Raw genomic sequence first — 17,768 nt, 5'->3', positions numbered from 1 at the left:
AACGATCTTCACCTCGAACAAATCGTTTGGTAACTGGGGGGAGATCTTCCAGGATCAGGTAATTGCCGCAGCACTTCTGGATCGAATCCTGCATCATTGTAGAACAGTGAATATCCGGGGAGAGAGTTATCGTATGAAAGACAGAAAGAGCCACAAATTATGGGTGAACAAGCATGAATCGGCAGAATAGAGGTTTCCTAATATATGACAGAGAATTGACGATAGGTTTAAGTGGGGTGGGGAGAATTATTCCGACGAAGTTGGGGATTTCTAGACCGACGTTGACAGAGGTACTTGATGCGGGGGATATCCTCTTCGTTGATAATTCACATAGAGTATTTACGAACTCTGATGTGACAACAATATTTCTTGACATTTTACCGATTTTAAAGAAAGGAGTTCTTGTTCAATTTCATGATATTTTTCTTCCATTTGATTATCCAGAGGAGTGGAGTAAGAGATATTATTCTGAACAATATATATTAGGTGCATATCTTCTTGGTGGCGGAAAAGACATTGATATCCTTCTTCCAAATTTTTATATATCGAATAAACCACAATTACATCGGATTCTCTCGCAATTTTGGGATGATCCATCTAGTGAGATTATTGAGACACATGGAGGTTCGTTTTGGATAATAAAAAAGTGATTGTAAATTTATTGATAAAAATTTTATAATGTCTCTAAAAGGTATGATATTAAGATTCATTGCATTTTTCATTGATTTCCACAACAATCTACTACTATTACCATCGACCGTACAGCCAGCGCCAAATCTCTTCCATCTTCAGATTGCCCTAATTCCCTCGGCGACATAGCATCCGGCAGCTCAAAAGTGATATACTGGATCTCGTCATCCGACAACGCCCATTGTGGGATGAGGATACTCTTTTCCTGAAGGCCTGGTGTGTCGTACACCCATTCTCCGATTTTCTGCCCATTAACCTGTATTATGACATGCTGTTGATCCAGCGCCCCTCCGCCAAAGTAAGGAGAAGCCAGAATTGTCAGGGTGAGGTCAGTATCCGTATCTTCCATTTGCAGTGCCAAACCAGCCTGGTACCCGCTTGTCCAGGTGAATCCTTCTTCCGGACCTGACCAGCCAGTGAGCTGGTATTGTTGTGCAGTACCGTTTACTCCGAAAATGATGGGGGTGTTAAGTTGGTAAGATGTTAAAGGTATATGGCCTTTTCCCGGTTCATACCTGTGTGTTGTTGGTTCCCATGAATTGATGAGCCAGCTATGACCAACAATCTTATATTTTCTTAAGGTAGGAAGATAGCCGCTATCATATTCCTCTCTAGTACCGATATATCTAAAAAAATATCGCTCTCTAACATCAGATTCATTTATTGAGAAAATAGATTGGCCAGTAAATTCTTGTGACAATTCTAATTCGTCAGCTATTGTTTGTGGAATATCGCCAAGTGCAACTGGTGCATCAGAAATTACCATGTCTCCACTATTATTAAACGGTTTTACGAGTATAAGTGGGATTCCTTGGCTGACAACGCCTTGATTAAAAAAATCGTATGAATCTGAAGGAGTGTGATATCCCAATAAAGAAATATTTATTTCATCTCGGGCACCATGTCCTGAGCTAAAAGCTCCATGATCTGCAACAATAAAAATCATTGATTTGTCATAAATATCACTCTCTTTCATTTTTTTAATTAATTCATATGATATTCTCAAGGATGCCTTTGCCTGCTCCTTGTATCCAGAATGATTAAAGGGGAGTTCTTCAAACTGTAAATTGGCATTCAGTGTCAATGGTGGATGTGGTCCTAAATTATGATAAAACATGAATACTTTCTTTTCATTTGAGACACGGAAGTCGGAAACCAGTGTATTATAGAATACAAGATCGCGAGGGGTGTCACCATCTCTTCCTGATCCGATAAATGGCATAAAGTGGAAATGACGCTTTATAAAATGTGGAACATGTCTGAAGAGAGAGATGTAGTGCAATTCCACAAATTCCTCATGTTTATCAATTAACCGATCTTTCTGTTCATGATGTGGAGAACCAATGTTTGAACTTGTTTGTTCGGAATGAAATACAGTTCTTGCCATCAGAGGATATAAACCAACATAATAACCGTGATCTTTCAACATCAGGGGTATAGATGCATCTAAAAAAGCACTCTTAACATACTCTGATCGAGGAACTGAATTATCATAATATTCCCCTGTTAATATTAGCGTAGGTACAAGATCAGTATGTGGAAATCCACTCACCGCATTCCGATAATACGTAAAACCATCAAACATATCGCGATATTCAGGTTCTTCCTCAATTATCTCCTGGAAGACATCTGATCTGAAAGCATCCAGCACCAGGATAATGACATTCTGTTCAGATGAGAACTCAAACATCGCTTCATCATCATAGCCGATTGCATAGCTCTTCCACTCCGGCTCGTCGGGTGCCTGGTACACCTCGGCAGCGAGCCCTCCTCCCTGGATGACGAGAAGGAGGACGCTGGCAAGTGCGATGTACTTGTAGAAGGAGGGGCCTTTGAAGAGGGCGAGAGCGAGGAGAGCGATCCAGATGGCCGAGTCGATGATCCCGTTGATGAGGTAATCTTCCCAGATGATCGCTCTTCCATCGAGGATGCCATAATCCCAGACCAGGATATGCCCCTGTATCCAGAAGAGCAGGCCGAGTGCAAACACAATGGCAACCGCCCGCTGGTGCACGGTGCCTTTGAGCAGGATCAGGACGATGGCGAGGATGGCTCCCGCTGCAAGAGAGTATGCAACAAAGAGCCAGACAAGGTCAGTATAGTAATAGGGGATCTGCAGGAGATTTGTATAATATAGGTATGACGGGCCGAAGAACAGGAGGGTGACTGATAACAGAAATGATGCTCCAACGGCTGCCTTCACCGTATCTGTGTCGCTGAATCTGCCACGGATGTAATCTTTGTTATTTTTTATTTTATCTTGTATCGTCATTCCTTCCTCCTCATTAAGTACATAATCCTTCCCGAATCCCTGATCGCGCCAGTCTGCTCAATGGTGAAATACTGGCTGAAGGCGTGCTCAAATTCTTCCTGTGAATAGTTATCAAAGATATCCTTTCTACCAGAAAGTAGCCGCTGCACCTGTACATCATCTTTTGGAATAAATTCGATGATGAGAGATCTACCAAGTCCGGAGAAGAATCTGGCAATCATATCAAGGGGCACGTTATTCGAGATGGCAAGGTGGTGAACAAGAGCAAGGGCGAGGATAGTATCCACCGGACCGCGATCGGCAAGCGAGTCACGCTCCCGGTTCTCCCATCCGATTCCCGGACTCGGGTTGGTGAGATCAAGGAGAAGAGGAAGAATACATGGCTGCTCCTGCCGCTGAAGATCCTGATAATTGAGCTCGACACAGGCAGGATCGATATCAAACGCAACAGTCGGAATGCCGCGAGTGCCTGCCAGACGGCTGAACTCTCCCGTATTTGCACCAAAATCCCAGACAGATGACGGCTTGAGAATATACAGGTAATTTTTGACGAGTTCCTGTTTATCTGCAAACCCCTCATCAGAATACGAGTTGTCAGCATAGTAATCACGCCATTCGGTATTCTCCGGAAGCCATTTGAGATCCCTGACCGCATTCATGAGACTGTCGAGAAGACCAAGGTGCCCAATTCTGCTAACATTTGTATGGGCAGGCCTTTGTACAGAGCCTGATGTATCTGCATACTTCTTCTGGCTTCGTGCATGAAGATGGATATGAAGCAGGCTGTGCTTCTTCAGCCAGGATCGTTTCGGAAGGAGTGCACTTGCCAGGTCAAGCGGTACTCCATCAATATAAACTCTGAGCAATTGATTCAGCCTGATATCGGTCTGTTGCATCAGGAGGAGCGGTGCAAGAAAATGCTGGCAAAACTGCCGGTATGCCACCCAGGGTTCTCCCTCGATATACTGCTCAAATGAGAGGGTATCGATAAAAACAGGTCTTCCATCAAGGAATTGAATATTATATGCACTTGCATCCTTTAGGGTCATACTGTGTTCCAATGCAAGCTTTTCCATCTGTAATGTTATCAGAGCTGCATCCTTCAATTGACTAAAACACCACTCATAGGGATAGGAGATGAATGGGATTGTCTTCGGCTGGATAACCTTGTAAGCAATACCTGGAATTTCAGGTTGTATATCTGTCTCCTGATGAGGAATGAGAAGTTTTTTGGATACGAGTGTTTCATAAAGACCAGAAGAGATGAATGCTTCGAAATCTTTTCGGAAACATGTATTTATCTGACGATAGAGCATTCCATCGCGTCTAAATAAAAAACCACTGGGATCACGGAATGACGCGGGAATTTGACCTTGAGGATTATTCACTATCGCCCTCACCACGAGCTTTTTTTCCAAAGTAATTTTTTATTTTCATCCAATATATCTTAACTGCAAACCCAACCCCAAGAACGGTAGCAATCATCATCTGGAATAGAATACTTGCAGTACCGGGATCAAGATAAGCTGATGCCGGGGTGACCAATAACCCAACTGAAAATAAACTCAACAAAAGAATTACTAGGGATTTTTGTTGCATAATATTATATTCTTTCGAGATAGGAAAAATGTTTTGCTTTCCTTTAACAGGAATTAAACGTGGTCAGGTTTTCTTTCTATTGATTTTTTCAGAGAAATACCCCAACAATATCACACCAGTGAACTGTAGCCCCTCCTTTCACACCCTCCGGTAATCATCCTCGATCCTCACAATATCGTCCTCTCCCGTATACTCCCCTATCTGCACTTCGATCAGCTCAAGCGGCAGGAGGCCGGGGTTTGCAAGCCGGTGGACGGTGCCGGCAGGCACATAGGTGCTCTGGCCGTTCGTCAGGAGGTATCTCTCTTCGCCGATCGTCACCTCGGCAGTGCCCCGGACAACAATCCAGTGCTCGCTTCGGTGATGGTGCATCTGGAGCGAGAGGCGGCGGCCGGGGGGGACCGAGACCCGCTTTATCCGGTATGCATCGCCGCCTTCAAGCATCGTGTAGGATCCCCAGGGGCGGTGAACCTCCATGTGATGGATGGCGCGTTCGTCCCCCTGTTCCTTCAGCTCTTTTGCGATCTCGCCGATACGCTGCGCCTGGTCTCGTGAGGCAACAAGGATCGCGTCTTTTGTCTCGATGATCGCGAGATTGGAGACGCCGACCGTCGCGATCAGCCGGTTGCCAATGATCAGGTTCTTTTCTGAGTTGATCCCGATATGCTCGCCTCGGATGGCGTTTGCATCTTCATTCTTCGGAAAGGTGTCATAGAGGGCATCGAAGGTGCCGAGATCATTCCATCCTGATGAGAAGGGAACAACTGCGGCACGGTCTGTCCTCTCCATGATTCCATAGTCAATTGAGATCTTCGGCACCTTCGCATATGCCTCTTCAACCGAAAGATTGGAGAACGCGGCGACTATCTCCCCGGCATACTTCTCTGCCTCGGAGAGAAAAAGGGAGGGGGAGAAGACGAACATCCCGCTGTTCCAGAGGTATCCCAATGCACAGTACTCCTCTGCGGTCTCCTGGTCCGGCTTCTCCACAAAGCAATCGACGAGATACCCGTCATCTCCAAGTAATGAACCGGGCCGAATGTATCCGTACCCGGTATGGGGGGCAGTGGGCCGTATCCCAAAGACGACGAGATACCGGTCTGCCAGGCGTTCGGCTGCCTTGAATGCAGCAAGAAATGCATCATCCGGTTCGATCAGGTGATCGGAGGAGACGACTGCGATCCGATCATCGCTTGTGTCTGCACCACTCTCAGCAAGCATCATCACCCCATAATAGATGGCAGGAAGCGTATTCTTTCCAACAGGTTCGGTGAGAACCGGGCAGTCGCACCCGATCTCGGCAAGCTGGTCGCGGATCAGGAACTTGTGATCCCGGTTCGTGATGATGGTGATATCCGAAGCAGCAGACAGAAGCAGCTGCCGCTTCACCGTCTTCTGGAAGAGCGACTCCCCGTTAAAGAGCTTGATGAACTGTTTCGGGAACTGCTCACGGCTGAGCGGAAAGAGCCGTGTTCCACTTCCGCCGGCGAGTATGAGGGTTTTCATGGGAGAGTGACGCTCCCGTTGACGGTGGCTGGCAACCCGAAATAGCCCATGCCGATGACGCCGAAGGTCCTGATCGGGCCGCTTTCCTTGAAAAGTGCTGCAAGATGATTCTCTGGGTGCTGGTCTGTCATGGTCGTCTCCTCAGATTTTATGGATAGTACTGTCTCTCTTAATCTTTGTCAAATGCACTGATAATCTGTCTGTTCTCTCCCAGCACAAATGCATCTCAGGGCTGGCCATAGTTATGCGCTCCGATCACGACTTTCGTCTTTGGCGTGATCCTATCTCAAAAAGAATCCGGATCGATACAACAGGTATCAACAAGAACATCCTTAAAGACCGAACCCGCCCCGATCATGCCAATAGTTGATGCTGTTGCAAAGAACACGAACAGGTGAAGTTAACCATAAATTGGATTGAATTACCTTCCTTCGGTGGGTTCTGCCCCCTCCTGACACTCTTTTTCCTCCCCCATCACGGAAACGGGAGCTCCGTCCCGTCCACCCGTCCGACGGCAATCCTCGCAATCGCCAGATCCTGCACCGCAAGCCCGGTCGAGTCGAAGATGGTGACCGCATCCGGGGAGGACCGCCCCTTCGCTCCGAGGACCACCTCGCCGAGGGTGCCGGCGATTGCTGAAGCCGGATACTCCCCCCGGCTGATCGGGACATTCACCTCGCCCGAGTGGGTCGCCTGCTCATAGTCGTCGATGAAGACCTCTGCCCGGCGGAGGAGGGCGACATCCAGCTCCTGCTTACCGGGGGCGTCGGCACCGATGGCATTGATATGGGTGCCGGGGGCGACCCACTCCGACCTGATGAGCGGCTCGCGGGAGGGGGTGGTGGTGACGAGGAGATCGCAGGCACAGGCATCCTGAATGCGTGCAACCGGGGTGATGGCATACTCCGGATGAGCGGCGGCAAATGCCTCTGCCCGTGCCATGCTCCTGCTCCAGACGAAGACCTCCGAAATAGTGCATGCGGCGGCGGTGGCGGCAAGCTGGGCATACGCCTGCCGCCCGCTCCCGATGAGTCCGACGGTCAGGGGCTTCTTCTGCGCCAGGTGCTTCGCCGCCACCGCCCCGGCAGCCCCGGTCCGCATATCGGTGAGGGCGGTTGCATTGAGAAATGCCGTCGGCAGCCCGGACGCCGGGTCCAGCAGGAGCGTCGTTGCCATCACCGTCGGGAGGCCCCGCTCCCGGTTTTTAGGATGGACGTTCACAATCTTCACCCCGGCGAGGTCCATGGAGGGGATGGCGGCGGGCATCGTCCTGAAGTCGCCGTCCGGGAAGGTGATATAGACCTTCGACGGCATCCGGACGTTCCCCCGGCCATGTTCTGCAAAGACCTCCTCAATCGCGGTATTGACCTCCGGCCAGGTGAGGTGGGCACTGGCATCAGGATAGTATCTCATGGCTCGAGTATTGGCAGATGGGAGTATTTCTGGATGCCGGTTGCACACGGGGCGGTTGCATACCATCCCTTTTCCATGACTATTCAATAAAACTCTGATTTTTCTCCAAATATCTGATCGGCGGGATCGCTGATCCCTGAGCAGATACCAACATCAACTACCAACGACAAAAGTCGTTGGTTTGCCCTTCCATCTCTCTGATCCGGGTTGGATCAGAGCGGAGTGCGATAGGCTGGTTGATAGACAGCCCGTAGATATGTGCATAATAACCGTTGTCTCCCCGGAGGAAGTGCCTTGCACACAATAGCATCGCCTACTGAATATGTGGATTTAATGGCATTCCCCCCACGACTAAAGTCGTGGGCTTCCTGCCTGTTTGATAGTGATATTCCGGGGTTGTCCTCACGGCAGAACCCTTTCTCCACAAACAGCAGTTGAAGATACACTGTCTTTGAGAGGGTGAGCGACCAGGAACAAGAGGTGGGCGCGAAGCGCCACCTATCCTCATTTGCGGGGCGGCCAGCCCCGCTTGGTGACCTTCAGGTCGCCTTCACCGAACTCCGAAGGGGGGATGGCAGTGCCCCCCCCGGAGGATGTTCGGGGATTAGTATAGCCATAAACAAAATACTTCAGAATCAGCCATCTCATCTATCGTCTCAACATCCCCGAAGACAAATACGCCTGCAATTCTTTTCACGTGGGATTCAGAGTTGCCACATTCATCCATCAATTCGATCATATGCGTTCTCTCTGCCCGATGAAGGGAGTGAGTATTCCGGTCTGATGCCTTTTGGAACCTGAGAGCCTGATAAGATCGCCTTCAGCCCCCGGATCATCGAAGCCCATGCTCCAGGACAACCTCCTCAAATGGGCGACACCTTCCTTTCCGCAGATCAGCAATGACCTTTTCGATCCTGACCAGCGTCACTTCGCGTATCGGCTCGGTATCACCTACCTCATCGAGGATGCGACTTAGTGCCTCATCATCGGTCTCTGCTGGATGCACTTTCGCCTCATCCAGCCGTACTTTTGTCTCCGGCCGAAGCTGGATTGGTGGTACCATCCTCGAATATGGGCGACCGGGGTATTCAATGGCATTCATCCACCAGCATGCTTTACCCCTTCCGGATCGAATACATCTCCATGCCCGCGAGATTCCGGTATTACCGTTCAGACATCACCCCGTCCCCCGTCGATGTCATCCATATGGATCTCACCTTCCGGATCGAGGATGATCAGACCCGGGTGGCCGCAGTCACCCGGTTCCGATCCCGGGATCACCCGATCCGGACCCTCCGGCTCAATGCACGGAATCTCGATATCCTTGAGTTCTCCTCCCCCGGCCACTCCATCGATCTCACGCAGGACGAGGATGGTATCCTCATCACCTTCCTCCGGGAGATTCCGGGGCGGACAGAGTTCCTCATCGCAAGCGAGACGATCTGCCGCCCCTCATCCACCCTCCTTGAAGGGCTCTACTATGACGAGACCCCGCCAGGTGCCCCCCCGACCCAGATCACCCAGTGCCAGCAATGGGGCTTCCAGCGGCTCGTCCCCTGCATCGATGAGATGACCGCCAAATGCACCTACCGGACGACCATCATCGCCGACGCCCGGTACACCCATCTCATCTCAAACGGGGATGTCGCCATCCCCCGGCACCAGGTCTCCCCGACCAGGGACGAAATAACATACGAGAACACCACCACCCCGATGGCACCGTACCTCTTCTTCCTCGGGGCGGGGACCTACGACTCCTTCCAGAGAACCTTCGAATACCCCTCCGGCAGAACCTTCCTCCTCGAACTCCTCTGCCCGCCGGGATCAGATCCCGAACGTGCGGAAGAGGCCCTTGATATCCTCGAGGACAGCATCATCTGGGTCTATCTCTTCACCGGACCGCACCAGTATGATCAGCTGGAGATCCGCTACGAGATCTACCGGCTCTATAAGAAACGTGCCTATCTCCGGCGTGGCGGTGCCCAGGAGAGCGATCTCGAACAACTGACGCATCAGATGAAGAAGCTCGACGACCAGATCGTCTGCGGATATGCCTACACCGGCTCGGTGTACCGCGAGATCGGGATGCAGAACTCGGACTTCGGGGGGATGGAGAATGTCGGGAACACCACCATATCAACAAACCGGCTGATGCCGTTTCCCGAGATGACCGACGCCGGCTTTGAATACCTCCTCCGGGTGAAGGTGCATGAGTTCTACCATAATCTCAACGGCTCCGAGGTGACCGGCGAGAGCCCGTTTGAGATCTGGCTCAATGAGGCGGCAACCGTCCATATCGAGGATCAGTACCATGCCTTCCATTTCGGGGAGGCGTACACACGCCTCCAGCGGGCAATCGCCCTCATGGACCCGGTGGACGGCACCTTCTCCCGCGAAACCGGCGCCGCCGCTATGCCGATAGAGCCGGACGGGTTCAATGATCCAAATGATCTCATCACCCCGGTCACCTACGTCAAGGCCCCCGAATTCATCAGGATGATCGAGTCGATCCTCGGGAAGGAGGCCTTTGCCTGGGCACTCTCCGTCTATCATCGGAAGTATGCCCATGGAAACGCAGGACGAAACGACTTCATCACCCTGATGAGCAGTATCGCCGGTATGGATCTCGGTCCGATGGCAGAGGGGTGGCTGAAACGGGCCGGGTATCCAACCCTTTCGATAACCACCAGGTATGATGAGAAGGATCAGTCCTGCCATATCACCCTCCTCCAGTCCGGAGACGGGATCCCCTGGGAGTTCCCCTTTGACGGCGCACTGATGCATGCCGATGGCAGGGAGATCGAGAAGTTCCATCATCTCATCACCAAACGGAGAGAAGAGATCACCATCACCCCCTGCCAGCCCCCTGCCTACTATTCATTCAACCGGGGGCTCTCCTTCTACGGCACGGTCGAATATAATGCAGATGCCGCCGCCCTCTTCATCCAGGCGAGGACCGATCCCGATATCATCGCCCGGTTCGGTGCACTCCAGGCCCTCCTCCGGTGTGAGATGCAGTTCCTTGCCGCAGATCCGGCTGCCACCCCCTCCCGGGCATTCATCGCCCTCTTCATCGAGCTCCTCTCCGACACCGAACTGATGTCAGGGGCAGGTGCCCCGCTCCTCACCATCTTTGAGGGGGGTGGCGATCCCGCTGCCGCCCACCGGTACCGCGAGGTATATCAGCTCAGGGTCCGGCTCGAACGCGGGATCGCCCATGCAGAGGGGGCGATCCTCCGTTCCCTGTACCGTGCGTATCAGGGCAGCGATGGGAGATGGCGATCCATCGGGAGGATGGCACGGGAGATCAAAACCAGGCAGGTCAAAAACCTCTGCCTCCGCCTCCTCGCACGGATCAATACGCCCGAGATCCATACACTCATCAGGGAGCAGTTCAGCAAGAGCCAATCTGCAACCGATCGGATGACCGCATACCTCCTCCTCCTCAACTCGGATGACCCGGAGCGGCACCAGATCTTCTGTGAGATGATGGAGGAGGCACGCCATAATCTCGTCGCATGGGAGCAGTTCCTTGCCGCGACCGCCTCATCAGATGCTGCCAATCTCGTCCAGATCCTCCGGGAGATCGAGGCATCTCCGTACTTCCGGATCGATCAGGCAAATGATCAGCGGGCACTCTATGGCAGGTTTGCCCGGAACAGAAAGATATCTCTTGAGACTGAGGAGGGGCGGATCTATCTGGGAGAGATCCTCTCCCGGCTCCAGTCCGTAAATGAGTACTCAACAGCCAACATCCTCGCCGTCTTTGCCCATATCGACAGGATGGATGCAGAACACCATCTTCCCCTCATCGGCATCCTTGCCTCCCTCCTTCAGGAGACGGAATCATCAGCCATACGGCAGACGCTTCAGCGGCTCATCGCAGGCAATCCCGCTGCCAGAGCCTCATATATAGGGGTGCATGGCCCCATCCCCGGCATAGAGTGATCCGGTTTATAAAGGGATCCCCTCCAAAGAGAGCGCATGACCAGAAATACCCCTGTTTTTTTATCGATGGCAAAATTGAGATTTTTCAAAATAAATCATTAAAAAATGCCAGATTGTAATTTCAATCATAAAAAACGCAAATTAGCCGGATTTAATCGAAAAAAACGCTCCTGCAGCCTAAATGGCGTAGTATAATCGTTTTTTATGACAATAAAGTTTAAATAACTAACTCAGCAACCTAATAGTATCCAAACAGGAGATGCCACATTGACCCAGAGCATTCAGATAACAAAAGAGATGACCGACATCGAGATCATGAACCAGTTCAGAGAAGAGAATATGTGGGGCCTCTGCACTGCAATTGATCTGAAGAACTGCAACCCCGACACCATCCGCGACCCGCAGAAGATTCACCAGTTCGTTGTTGAAGTCTGCGACCTCATCGAGATGAAGCGTTTCGGTGAACCGTTAATCGTCAACTTCGGTGCAAATGACCGTGTCGCCGGATATTCACTTGTCCAGCTCATCGAGACCTCCTGCATCTCCGGCCACTTCGCCAATGATACCAGCAGTGCCTACATCGATATATTCAGCTGCAAAGAATATCCGCCGCAGATCACCGCCGAGTTCTGCAAAAAATTCTTCGGAGCAGAGGAGATCAGGACCACGGTCTTCTTCCGCTCCATCTAATCTTTTTTCCCCCAGGTTTATCATCCCGCACTAGCAACCCTGATACTGTGGAAAGAGCCGACGAATATGAGATCATCAGGGTGATCCTGCCGTTTATTCTTCTTCTCATCTATATAGCAGTCTCTTCCCTCCTCCTCCCCCCGGTCCTCTTCGTCGCGCTCCTCTCGATCATCATCACCTACATCCTCTCCCCGGTCGGCCGATGGATCATCCCGATGGCCATCGCCCTTGGATTTCCCTGGTGGTATGCAGGACTCACCATCTGGCTCCTTGACATCCTCGGCGCCCTCTTCATGGCATGGAACTTCGGATACCTCTTCTCCCTCCCCCGACTCGGCCCGTTTGTGGAGCGGGTCATCCAGCGGATCGAGGATATCCTCGGTACACACCCCTGGCTGGAACGATTCACCGAAGCCGCCCTCCTCCTCTATGTCACCCTCCCGATACAGGGCGCCGGGGCTTTGATGGGATCGGTGATCGGGAGGTTCCTTGGCATCGATCCCTGGCGGGTCTTTCTGATCATTGTCATCGGATCCCTGGCGGGCTCCTTTGGGATGGCACTCGGATCCGATGCCCTGCGGCTGCTCCTCATCGGCAATATCGTCCTTGGGATCGCCATCATCATAATTCTTGCAGGCATCATGATCGCCGGCTATCTCTCCCTCCGGGCGATCAGAAGAAGGAGATTATGAGATCCCAAACATCGCAAGTGTTGTGTTGGATGGATCGATATCCGACCACTCCCAGCCGAGCCCCTCAAGGATCCGGGATATCGGCCCCTTCACCGTCTTCTCAAGCATCGTCTCCCAGTCGATGACAAACTCGGGGGGGACCTGGTCTGCATATTCAAAACAGAGGACATCGGTCTTTGGGTACGTGCTCGTCACATTCCTGATATAGACCCGCTTTGGCTTGCTCCCCTTCTTAAAATCGGTCTTCAGGTAGGTATTTGAGTAGATCGCACCCCGGATCTGGGCATCCCTGGTATCATAGTCATCGAGATGCTTCCCGATGCCGCCGGGGATCCCGGCATCCTCAAGGGAACACCGCCCGGCCCGGTAGTGCCGGATCACCTCTCCAAGATACTCCTTCACCGCATCGAACCCCTCCCCACGGAGGATCATCTCGATGACCGTCCTCTGGACGATCTTTGTGATCTGGGGTGAGTCTGACCGCCGCATCTCAAAGCCGACGATATCGATCTGATCGACATCCGCCCCTTCCTTCCAGACGAGATGGCCAGCATACCGTTTCTTCTTCCCTGCCTGGAAGAACCGGCGGTACACCTTCTCGAACTTGATCGAGAAGTAATGGGTCTCTGCCCCGAGGACCTCGCGGGAGAAGGATCCAAAACTGATATTCAGGGCATCCTCAATCTCCCGTGCGATCCTGTCCGTCGTTGCCATATCGCTCTCCGGGAGCTGGACAAAGCAGGAGTCGGTATCGCCGTAGAGGACGAGATATCCCATCCCGGCGATAACATCCCGGGTATGCTGGATGATCGCCCTCCCGACCGAGGTGACGGCTGATCCGATCTCGCGATCATAGAGCCTGAACCGGGAGTATCCGGAGACACCATAGTAGGTGTTCATGATCACCTTCAGGACATTCTGCTGGAGATCATAGAGGATATACTCATCAGAGCCATAGGGATGAGTATTTCTGATCCTCTTCTTCTCATCCCGTTCCAGAAGCAGCTCGGAGATGATACTCCGGGTCAGGCCGTCCGGGGATCGTTTGAACCGGATCCCGTTTGGCGCCCGGATCTCCCCCTTTGGATCCTTCGTCTCCGGGGAGGCGTTGAGGGTCATCATCGCCATCGGGTACAGGGACTTCAGATCAAGGACGATGACATTCTCCCGAAGCCCGCTTGCGGGGGCAAAGACCGTCGCACCCTCAAACTCGTCAGCAACCGCGTTTCCCTTCGATGGCAGTACGAACTGGCCGGCCGCCTTCCTCAGGATGAAGATATCGATGACATTTGAGGAGTTGAGTGTCCGGTCAAGGGGGCAGCCGACATACCGTGCGATCTCCTGGTAGAACCGGATGATGGTATTCTTCTCATCGATCCCGACGCAGAGCTCGACATCCTTATAATTGTACTCGATCAGCTTGACCGGATCCTTCTTCCAGAGATCATAGACCGTCCCGGTGTACCTGACCTTGCGTTCACCCAGCTCCTCCTCTGCGATTGCATCGAGCCGGTATGACTCCTTCTGCGACCCCTGCATCTTCTTGTATGCCTGGAGGAGGTCGAAGATGACCCTCCCCCGGATGGCGTTTCGCTCAGTATGGCCGGGGAGGCGTGAGAGATCCGTTGGATCGAGGCCGAGGACCGAGATCCGTTTCATGATATACGGAACATCGAAGTCGAGGACATTCCAGCCGCTGATGATATCAGGATTTGTATCCCGGATATGGGAGATGAAGGCGGCGAGCATCGACCGCTCATCCGGATATGAGCAGATGGTATGCATCCCCTCGGTGAAGCAGCCGTTTGGATACCCACCGTTTGCCATCTCTCTCCGGTGATCCGTCTCCGCATCCCCGGATGAGACGAGGAAGGTGGTGTACCTCTGATCAAAGGAGTCGTGGCAGGTGATGCAGAAGAGTGGCTGCTTCTCAGCCTCGGGGAAGCCATCCGAGTCATCACACTCAATATCAAGGAAGCAGACACGGGCCGGGGCATCGACTGCGGCAGGCCGTACCTCCCTGTAATCAACGGTTGTACCCGGGACGATCACCCCCCCCGTCACCCCGCAGTCGATCATGAACCGGGTGGCAAAGGGGATGTCCGCCTCATAATGGTGGTACCGCTCACGGACCTCACGGACATCTGTTGGGCGGGCGGTGTAGAGGCGTACAACCTCCTCCCCCTTGATCGTCTCTGACCTGATATCCGAAACCTCGATGGTATCAGGGTGTTCCCGGCGTGCCTCATCGACCGGCACATAGAAGTACGGCCGGAACCCGCTCACCTCGACGGCAACAGGGTTCCTGTCCCAATCCCGCCCGAAGATATGGATCAGGGGACCGCCAGGTGCAGTACTGTACTCGACCTGGATGACGGCGATCTCGTGGTCAGGCATCAAGCCTCCGGCAGAGGGACTGCAGGAACCCGCCTGCCTGCTGGAGCTGTTCCTCCTCCCATGCATCCAGTTCCCAGTCTCCGATCACCTCTGCGCCGTTTCGGGAGATCCGGGCAGGCACCCCCATTGCGCATCCGGAGAAGCCGTATTCACCATCAAGGGCAAGCGAGCAGGTGATCGTCGCATCCTTCTCCCCGGTGAGCATCCTGGTGAGATCGGTGATATGCAGCGCAGGTCCAAAGGCCGTCCCCCCTTTCCCCTGAATGACAGCCATGCTTGCTCCCCGGAGTTCTGTGAGGATCGCCTCTCGTTCAGTATCTGGAACAGGGATCCCTATCTTTGAGAAGAGGGGGACCTGGTGTTCCCCATGCTCCCCGATCACCCATCCGTCTCCTTGGATTCCCCGGCTCCGGAGTGCGACCTCAAACCTCCGGGAGTCGAGCTGTCCGCCAAATCCGATGCACCGCTCCCGCGGGATCCCGAGTTCTTTCTGGAAGTAGTAGGTGAAGACGTCCATCGGATTGGAGACGACGATGAGCGTCCCGGTGAAGCCATCAAGGTGCTTCATACAGGCCTCTGCCACCGGCAGGTTGGCGTCGAAGAGATCTGCCCTGGTCTTCACCGACGGGTTTCTGGGCGAGCCCGCCGCAAAGATGCAGAGATCAGCCTCCCTGATACGGGAGCGGTCGGTTGTGATCGGTATATCCAGTGGGGTGTGGGAGAGATCGAGGGTCTGGGCGCGGAGGAGCGGCTCATAGACATCTGCGAGGATCAGTTCGTCAATGATCCCAAGAGCAGATGCCGCAAAGGCACATTCTCCCCCGATACGGCCAACACCAAGCACTGCGAGACTCGTCATAACAGAGGTACTATGGGGTATGCTCATTATTAAACAGAACCAATTTCAGAGTGATGATCACGCTTCAGAAAGGTCCCGTCGATATCGGCGGGATCACCCTTCATAACCATCTCATCCTTGCAGCCGGGGTACTCGGGACGACCGGGGCATCACTTGGGCGGATGCTTGGGTCCGGTGCCGGGGGAGTCGTCACCAAGTCGATCGGCCCGGAACCAAAGGAGGGGCATCCCGGCCCCTGCCTCATCCCGCTCAACGGCGGCCTCCTCAATGCGATGGGCCTTCCAAACCCCTCCAGGGAGTACATCGATGAGATCACCCATCTCCGGGATGACCCCGTCATCATCAGCATCTTCGGCGGCACCCCGCAGGAGTTCGGTGAGGTTGCATCCTGGTTTGCGGATACCGCGGTTGGATTTGAACTGAACCTCTCCTGCCCGCATGCCGAGGGGTACGGCGCCGCCATCGGTGCGGACCCCGCTATTGTCAGGGCATGTACCGAGGAGGTGGCGGCTTACGGCCTCCCGACGTGGGTGAAACTGACGCCAAATGTCACCGATATCGGCGCCATCGGCCGTGCCGCAGAAGAGGGCGGAGCATCGGCCATCGTTGCTGTCAATACGGTCAGGGGGATGCGGATATCGATCGATCTCCGGCGCCCCGTCCTTGGGAACCGGTTCGGCGGCATCTCCGGCCCGATGATCTTCCCCATCGCGCTCCGCTGCGTCTATGATCTCTATAACGCCTGCTCGCTCCCGATCATCGGCTGCGGCGGCATCGGTTCGGCAGAGGATGTCATCGAGATGATGATGGCAGGCGCCTCTGCTGTCCAGATAGGAAGTGCCGTCTACGATGATATCACCATCTTTGAGCAGATCGCAGACTCGCTGTACGGGGATGACGGCCTTCCCGCAGATGAGATTGTGGGGTGCGCCCATGCATGACGGGATGCCGGTTGTGGTGACGGTGACCGGGGTCATCGACGAGACCCCGACGATCCGGACGATCCGGTTCGATCACCCCTTTACTATCCGGCCGGGCCAGTTCTGCATGGTCTGGGTGCCGGGGGTCGATGAGGTCCCGATGGGGTTCTCATCCCCGGATACCATCACCGTCCAGCGGGTTGGTGAGGCGACCGCCGCCCTCACCTCGTTTGCGGTCGGCGACAAGCTTGGGATCCGGGGACCCTTCGGCAACGGCTTCTCACCAGAGGGGCGGGTCCTTGCCATCGCCGGCGGTGTTGGTGTCGCCCCGCTCCTTCCCCTCGCAGAGGCAGGGGTGGTTGAAACCTTCATCCTTGGTGCACGGACCGCAGCGGAACTCACCTTCGCCACCCCTCTTGCCGCCTGTGCGGATCTCAGGATAGCAACCGATGACGGAACCGCCGGGTATCATGGCTTTGTCACCGGGATCATTGACGAGGAGATCGATCTCTCCTCCTATGATACCATCTGCGTCTGCGGACCCGAGATGATGATGAAAGGGATCCTTGATCGGCTTATAGCAGCAGGGATTGCAGGTCGTGGCCAGTTCTCGCTGCACCGGTACATGAAGTGTGGTGTCGGGGTCTGTGGATCCTGCTCCATCGATCCGGCGGGGCTCCGGGTATGCAAGGACGGCCCTGTCTTCACCGGAGATCAGATTCTTGACTCGGAGTTCGGGGTCTACTCACGGGATGCGAGCGGAAGAAGAAAGAGGCCCTGAT

The 17,768-nt window shown here is 53.6% G+C and carries 17 protein-coding genes; 7 read left to right on the top strand and 10 right to left on the bottom strand.

Annotated features, from left to right (window positions below):
• Nucleotides 1-190: ATP-binding protein (locus J2T58_RS02835; RefSeq protein ID WP_253487273.1), on the top strand; the 190-nt coding region annotated here is incomplete at its 5' end.
• Complete coding sequence (locus tag J2T58_RS02830) at nucleotides 174-650, top strand: class I SAM-dependent methyltransferase (RefSeq protein ID WP_253487270.1); 477 nt, start codon at nucleotides 174-176, stop codon at nucleotides 648-650. The genes J2T58_RS02835 and J2T58_RS02830, both read left to right, overlap by 17 nt.
• A 68-nt stretch (nucleotides 651-718) precedes the next feature.
• Here J2T58_RS02830 and J2T58_RS02825 read toward each other — a convergent pair whose 3' ends face one another.
• The 8 genes from J2T58_RS02825 to J2T58_RS02800 form a co-directional block, all read right to left on the bottom strand.
• A complete protein-coding gene (locus J2T58_RS02825; protein ID WP_253487268.1) occupies nucleotides 719-2,962 on the bottom strand; it encodes a sulfatase-like hydrolase/transferase in 2,244 nt (747 codons plus the stop codon).
• The gene (locus J2T58_RS02820) at nucleotides 2,959-4,011 is read right to left on the bottom strand and encodes a class I SAM-dependent methyltransferase (protein WP_253487266.1); all 1,053 of its coding nucleotides are present in this window, start codon (nucleotides 4,009-4,011) and stop codon (nucleotides 2,959-2,961) included. The genes J2T58_RS02825 and J2T58_RS02820 overlap by 4 nt, the downstream gene beginning before the upstream one ends.
• A gap of 331 nt (nucleotides 4,012-4,342) precedes the next feature.
• The gene (locus tag J2T58_RS02815; RefSeq protein ID WP_253487263.1) at nucleotides 4,343-4,561 is read right to left on the bottom strand and encodes a hypothetical protein; all 219 of its coding nucleotides are present in this window, start codon (nucleotides 4,559-4,561) and stop codon (nucleotides 4,343-4,345) included.
• A gap of 138 nt (nucleotides 4,562-4,699) precedes the next feature.
• On the bottom strand, nucleotides 4,700-6,067 hold the full coding sequence (locus J2T58_RS02810) for a mannose-1-phosphate guanylyltransferase/mannose-6-phosphate isomerase (protein WP_253487261.1): 1,368 nt from the start codon (nucleotides 6,065-6,067) through the stop codon (nucleotides 4,700-4,702).
• Nucleotides 6,064-6,198 carry a hypothetical protein gene (locus J2T58_RS11085; RefSeq protein ID WP_301287446.1) on the bottom strand — a complete coding sequence of 45 codons (135 nt, stop codon included), beginning with the start codon at nucleotides 6,196-6,198 and terminating at the stop codon, nucleotides 6,064-6,066. Before J2T58_RS11085 ends, J2T58_RS02810 begins: the two co-directional genes overlap by 4 nt.
• Nucleotides 6,199-6,541: 343 nt before the next feature.
• On the bottom strand, nucleotides 6,542-7,480 hold the full coding sequence (locus J2T58_RS02805; protein ID WP_253487259.1) for an ornithine cyclodeaminase family protein: 939 nt from the start codon (nucleotides 7,478-7,480) through the stop codon (nucleotides 6,542-6,544).
• A 604-nt stretch (nucleotides 7,481-8,084) separates the two neighbouring features.
• Entirely contained in the window at nucleotides 8,085-8,219 is a 135-nt protein-coding gene (locus tag J2T58_RS11080; RefSeq protein ID WP_301287445.1) for a hypothetical protein, read from the bottom strand.
• Between the two features lie 93 nt (nucleotides 8,220-8,312).
• Nucleotides 8,313-8,543: a hypothetical protein gene (locus tag J2T58_RS02800; protein ID WP_253487258.1), complete on the bottom strand. Its 231-nt coding sequence runs from the start codon at nucleotides 8,541-8,543 to the stop codon at nucleotides 8,313-8,315.
• A 47-nt stretch (nucleotides 8,544-8,590) separates the two neighbouring features.
• Here J2T58_RS02800 and J2T58_RS02795 point away from each other — a divergent pair, with 47 nt between their 5' ends.
• The 3 genes from J2T58_RS02795 (at nucleotide 8,591) to J2T58_RS02785 (ending at nucleotide 12,810) form a co-directional block, all read left to right on the top strand.
• Nucleotides 8,591-11,428, top strand: coding sequence for a M1 family metallopeptidase (locus tag J2T58_RS02795; protein ID WP_253487257.1), 2,838 nt, complete (start codon nucleotides 8,591-8,593; stop codon nucleotides 11,426-11,428).
• Between the two features lie 267 nt (nucleotides 11,429-11,695).
• Complete coding sequence (gene speD / locus J2T58_RS02790) at nucleotides 11,696-12,118, top strand: S-adenosylmethionine decarboxylase (protein WP_366518429.1); 423 nt, start codon at nucleotides 11,696-11,698, stop codon at nucleotides 12,116-12,118.
• A 47-nt stretch (nucleotides 12,119-12,165) separates the two neighbouring features.
• The gene (locus J2T58_RS02785; RefSeq protein WP_253487256.1) at nucleotides 12,166-12,810 is read left to right on the top strand and encodes a small multi-drug export protein; all 645 of its coding nucleotides are present in this window, start codon (nucleotides 12,166-12,168) and stop codon (nucleotides 12,808-12,810) included.
• On the opposite strand, the gene J2T58_RS02780 is transcribed toward J2T58_RS02785, so the two are convergent.
• Both J2T58_RS02780 and J2T58_RS02775 read right to left on the bottom strand, forming a co-directional pair.
• The gene (locus J2T58_RS02780; protein WP_253487255.1) at nucleotides 12,805-15,207 is read right to left on the bottom strand and encodes a DNA-directed DNA polymerase; all 2,403 of its coding nucleotides are present in this window, start codon (nucleotides 15,205-15,207) and stop codon (nucleotides 12,805-12,807) included. The two genes, J2T58_RS02785 and J2T58_RS02780, sit on opposite strands and share 6 nt — an antisense overlap.
• Entirely contained in the window at nucleotides 15,200-16,066 is an 867-nt protein-coding gene (locus J2T58_RS02775; protein ID WP_253487254.1) for a malate dehydrogenase, read from the bottom strand. The genes J2T58_RS02780 and J2T58_RS02775 overlap by 8 nt, the downstream gene beginning before the upstream one ends.
• Before the next feature lie 53 nt (nucleotides 16,067-16,119).
• On the opposite strand from J2T58_RS02775, the gene J2T58_RS02770 reads away from it, so the two are divergent.
• Together J2T58_RS02770 and J2T58_RS02765 are read left to right on the top strand one after the other, a co-directional pair.
• Nucleotides 16,120-17,007 carry a dihydroorotate dehydrogenase gene (locus tag J2T58_RS02770; protein ID WP_253487253.1) on the top strand — a complete coding sequence of 296 codons (888 nt, stop codon included), beginning with the start codon at nucleotides 16,120-16,122 and terminating at the stop codon, nucleotides 17,005-17,007.
• A complete protein-coding gene (locus J2T58_RS02765) occupies nucleotides 17,000-17,767 on the top strand; it encodes a dihydroorotate dehydrogenase electron transfer subunit (RefSeq protein ID WP_253487252.1) in 768 nt (255 codons plus the stop codon). The genes J2T58_RS02770 and J2T58_RS02765 overlap by 8 nt, the downstream gene beginning before the upstream one ends.
• Nucleotide 17,768 lies beyond the last annotated feature (1 nt).

The sequence above is a fragment of the Methanocalculus alkaliphilus genome (genome assembly GCF_024170505.1).
In the GTDB taxonomy this organism is placed as follows: Archaea; Halobacteriota; Methanomicrobia; order Methanomicrobiales; family Methanocorpusculaceae; genus Methanocalculus; species Methanocalculus alkaliphilus.
This window is presented reverse-complemented; position numbering and strand designations above follow the sequence as displayed.

Coding starts and splice junctions, on each gene's coding strand:
- J2T58_RS02780 (WP_253487255.1), bottom strand. CDS start 15,207: ATGCCTGACCACGAGATCGCCGTCATCCAGGTCGAGTACAGTACTGCA.
- J2T58_RS02825 (WP_253487268.1), bottom strand. CDS start 2,962: ATGACGATACAAGATAAAATAAAAAATAACAAAGATTACATCCGTGGC.
- J2T58_RS02805 (WP_253487259.1), bottom strand. CDS start 7,480: ATGAGATACTATCCTGATGCCAGTGCCCACCTCACCTGGCCGGAGGTC.
- J2T58_RS02795 (WP_253487257.1), top strand. CDS start 8,591: ATGCTTTACCCCTTCCGGATCGAATACATCTCCATGCCCGCGAGATTC.
- J2T58_RS02765 (WP_253487252.1), top strand. CDS start 17,000: ATGCATGACGGGATGCCGGTTGTGGTGACGGTGACCGGGGTCATCGAC.
- J2T58_RS02775 (WP_253487254.1), bottom strand. CDS start 16,066: ATGACGAGTCTCGCAGTGCTTGGTGTTGGCCGTATCGGGGGAGAATGT.
- J2T58_RS11085 (WP_301287446.1), bottom strand. CDS start 6,198: ATGACAGACCAGCACCCAGAGAATCATCTTGCAGCACTTTTCAAGGAA.
- J2T58_RS02830 (WP_253487270.1), top strand. CDS start 174: ATGAATCGGCAGAATAGAGGTTTCCTAATATATGACAGAGAATTGACG.
- J2T58_RS11080 (WP_301287445.1), bottom strand. CDS start 8,219: ATGATCGAATTGATGGATGAATGTGGCAACTCTGAATCCCACGTGAAA.
- J2T58_RS02815 (WP_253487263.1), bottom strand. CDS start 4,561: ATGCAACAAAAATCCCTAGTAATTCTTTTGTTGAGTTTATTTTCAGTT.
- J2T58_RS02820 (WP_253487266.1), bottom strand. CDS start 4,011: ATGACCCTAAAGGATGCAAGTGCATATAATATTCAATTCCTTGATGGA.
- J2T58_RS02800 (WP_253487258.1), bottom strand. CDS start 8,543: ATGGTACCACCAATCCAGCTTCGGCCGGAGACAAAAGTACGGCTGGAT.
- J2T58_RS02770 (WP_253487253.1), top strand. CDS start 16,120: ATGATCACGCTTCAGAAAGGTCCCGTCGATATCGGCGGGATCACCCTT.
- J2T58_RS02810 (WP_253487261.1), bottom strand. CDS start 6,067: ATGAAAACCCTCATACTCGCCGGCGGAAGTGGAACACGGCTCTTTCCG.